This window comes from Bacillus sp. L_1B0_5 (assembly GCF_000836715.1).
Classification (GTDB): Bacteria; Bacillota; Bacilli; order Bacillales; family Bacillaceae_G; genus Bacillus_A; species Bacillus_A thuringiensis_S.
Genome location: NZ_JXIS01000140.1, coordinates 1 through 3,765, shown reverse-complemented (window position 1 = coordinate 3,765; position 3,765 = coordinate 1). Strand labels below are relative to the sequence as shown.

Here is a 3,765-nt window from a genome sequence, read left to right as displayed (position 1 = left end):
CTTACTGCCCGTTAAAGCGGGATAAAACCATCCAACACGCTGAACTTTTCAATTTAATATAATCACTCATTTAACTAAAGAAATTGATTACGTTCATAATGCTCTTCTGACTTTTCTTGCGAAATTTAGTGGATCATCAACATCTTCAATATTAACGTAAATCAAATTTGGATCATCACATAACCACTCATTGTGTATAGACGAAACGATTATTCCTTGTTTAATAATTGTCGCAACAAATTCAGTGACTTCTCTTTGTAAGAGTGCTACTCGGCCTAAGCATAAAGCCCGTCCAGTTTTATTGTCTCGTGATTCGAATGAAAAGGAAGTTGTTACTCTAAAACGTTTTCCCAAGATTGTTGCTCGTATTTCATCCCTGTTTATTGTTGCCACGCATTTTCCACCGGCGAACCCTTCTTGGCCACCGATAATTTTTGCAAACTGTTGACAAATTAATTCATCATTAAACGCCATACCTTTAATCATCCCCCCTTTTACTGTTAGGTTATGAATGAATACATAGGTCTGAAACGGTAATGAATCTAATCTATTAAAAAAAAATGATGACAATCTACCGAAAGCTATTAGCTCAATTATTCTTGATTATTTAAATTAACTCGGCTATATATGTTAAGACATTTTTAAAGAGCATAAAAAAGACACCTTAAGGTGCCATTCTCCGATTTGAGAATCATATCTATGTATGGAGAAATTTAGAAAAGAGAAGCTTCTAACTATAATTTATAGAGCTCTTATGCCATTAATTACTTACATACATATTTCCTTATTTACCGGAAGAAGAATTCCAATTATATTACTTTCTGATCAGTCTCGTTAAAGCCATACCAAGAAATCCAGCGCCCATCCCTATTAGCCATCCATTGTGGGCATCACCTAACATAGACCCCACTCCTCCGCCAAGAAACATGCAGCCAACAAATACTAATCCTCCAATTCCCCAATTCGGCCGTTCCATAATTCAATCACACCCTTTCAATAAAACATATGCGGTTAACTAGCTCAACTTTCTTGCATAGGATAGTTAATTATTTTACTTAGGTTTAGCACTATCAGGGAATTCGAAAATTTCTCTTTTTTATATAGACCATTCATTTGCCACATTTCTGTTTACTTATATTTTTTAAAAGAAGGTTTCCATTCTGTTAAATCCTGATAAACAAACGTTATATTGTTACATATTCCCTCTACAACTTCGTACATACGTTTCATATTACTAGTCGTAAATAATATAGATCCTTTGCGTTGAGTGCTATCTACAATAGTTGGTATGATGTCTCCCTCTTTTACTAATAGATCAATTAATACGACCTCGGATATGTTAGTTAACTCCTTATACTTGATTTCTTTTAAGCAACCTGGTTTTGGAATCAAGCTTAAAGACATAGCATGACATTTTGAAGATACACATCTAAATTCATCTATAGTCTCAGTAGCTAACGCATCATAATAGTATCCAAATTGGGATATGCCGGTTGTTAGTTCCACCATCTTCCAGATATTACCACCACCTATTCTAACTTGAGATTCTATAATTATTGGCTTATTTTTTTTGTCTATCTTTACTTCTGTATGAGTAATGCCGTTTTCCATTTGCATGTCGTCCAAAAATAGCATTACTTTTTCCATAATTAATTGTTTTTGAGATTCATCTATAGGTGCTGGCATAATAGTATAGTTTATTATAAACGTATCTTCTTTAAATACTTCAGCTGATATCGCTAGTATAGAATGTTTTTTGTTATAAGAAACGGCTTCGATCGTATAAACTACATCACCTTCAATGTACTCTTCCACTAAAACAGGTAGTTGAATACCATTTTCTTCAAAAAATACCTCTACGTCATCTCCCGTGTCTAGCTTAGATACACCTTTACCACCTGCGCCAATCGGGGGCTTTATTATAATACTATCTTTTTTGTTCAAAAATTCATTAATATCTTTAATGTTATTGCAAACTGTCGAATCTATCGAAAAGTCTTTACCTGCTAGCATTTCACGCATCATGTCTTTATTGCGGGTTATCATATTAGCATTGTAAGAAGGCCCTTTAACATTAAAAATCTTTGCAATTATGCAAGCCGTATCTAATGCTGTTTCGTTGAAAGATACAACCACATCAAATGGTTTCTCTTTGAATAATTCTTCAGCATAGTATATAGACAAGGGTATATTTGTCGTGTCTAATTCTTTTTTATAGAAACATTTTTCTAAGATAGTCCCATCAAAATATATGTGTTTAGCGTACGATCCTATGTACGAAACAATATAGCCACTGTCTAATGCATCTTGTATAGGCTTTGTCCATCCCCCTATAAATAAAATGTGGGGTTTATTTTCTATGTCAGTTCCTTTTAATACCTTATGCATCACAATCATCTCCTCTAAAATGAACTCGTATATTCAATATCATTTCCTTTTGATACACCTCGTCTTAACAACGCCACTAAACACAATGTTGTTCCGAATCCCCCTATAAATAACGTAGTTTGAAGCCCTAATATAGAAATTAAAAATGCACTAGCAAAACTCCCCAATGCCCAAGCTCCCCAATTCAGCGTACGCTGTACAGCATTTACTCGGCCTAGCATGTGATTTGGTGAGGCAAGTTGTCGTATAGTTGCAGCGTAAGGGCCAAATACACCTTCTCCCATACCGTGTATGATACTTGCGGCTACTATACCGTAAACTGTTCCCATATATCCCATTATCGGTATAAAAACCAAACCGGTAACTGATACAGTAGCACTATAAATAAGCATTTTTGTATTATTAATTTGTTGACTTTTTTTCATGAGTATCGTATTACCTATTAAAAATCCGACTGCTGCTGAGCCTACAACAAATCCTATTTCAATTTCAGATAGACCCATTACCTTATAAAGGAATATTACTAAAATGCTATTTAATATGTATTTAAAAAAACCGTAAACAGCACCACAAGTTACAATCGGCTCCAATACAGGGTGTTTTTTGAAATATACCAAACCTTCATATATGTTTTGATATATAGATTTTAAATTTACGTCTTTTAAAGAACCTTCTGTATGCGGTTTAAACTTTGAAATAATTAATACAAACATAAAACAAACAAAATACGTTACTGCGTCAACAGTAAACGAGCCTGTTAATCCAACTAAAGTAATGACGATTCCAGCTAGCATAGGACCAATTACTATAGAAAGAGACTCCGAAAGTGCTAGTTGAGCATTTCCTTTTTTTAAATGGTCTTTATCTGTTACTATTTCAGGTAAGAAAGAAGGAATGGCAATGTTGTAAAACGTGGTGAATATCCCATTTAAAAACATGATAAATACCAGTAAAGGGAACGTTATAATATTTGTTACAGTCAGTATGAATACTGATAAAAACAATACTCCTTGACATAAACTACAAATTAGCAAGACATTTTTCCTATGAAAAATGTCTATTAAAGCACCGGCTACTAACCCGAAAATTAGATAAGGGACGAATATAACCCCACGAAGCATAGCAGCATTTGCTTCACTTGTTTGTAACACCTCTAATGCAAAAAGTGGCAAAGCTACTATTGTAAACTGAGTACCTAACAAACTTATAGACTGTCCTAGCCAAAGCTTGTGAAAATTAAAACGTTTGCTATCTTTCATAATATCCCCCCATTAAATTCATATTTATAAATTATCAAGTTAACGATATAAATAAGAACAGGAAAAACCTATATTTCAACTAATGTCTGTACCACATAAAGTGAAACTTTAATCAGTG

The 3,765-nt window shown here is 33.8% G+C and carries 4 protein-coding genes; all 4 read right to left on the bottom strand.

The window, feature by feature from the left end; genetic code table 11:
• Window positions 1-93: 93 nt before the first annotated feature.
• On the bottom strand, window positions 94-486 hold the full coding sequence (locus RT27_RS30050; protein WP_043938801.1) for a DUF1259 domain-containing protein: 393 nt from the start codon (window positions 484-486) through the stop codon (window positions 94-96).
• 328 nt (window positions 487-814) lie between these two features.
• Complete coding sequence (locus RT27_RS35510; RefSeq protein ID WP_043315290.1) at window positions 815-976, bottom strand: hypothetical protein; 162 nt, start codon at window positions 974-976, stop codon at window positions 815-817.
• A gap of 152 nt (window positions 977-1,128) precedes the next feature.
• Window positions 1,129-2,388: an ATP-grasp domain-containing protein gene (locus RT27_RS30040; RefSeq protein ID WP_043938799.1), complete on the bottom strand. Its 1,260-nt coding sequence runs from the start codon at window positions 2,386-2,388 to the stop codon at window positions 1,129-1,131.
• Between the two features lie 14 nt (window positions 2,389-2,402).
• Window positions 2,403-3,647, bottom strand: coding sequence for an MFS transporter (locus tag RT27_RS30035; protein WP_043938797.1), 1,245 nt, complete (start codon window positions 3,645-3,647; stop codon window positions 2,403-2,405).
• Window positions 3,648-3,765 lie beyond the last annotated feature (118 nt).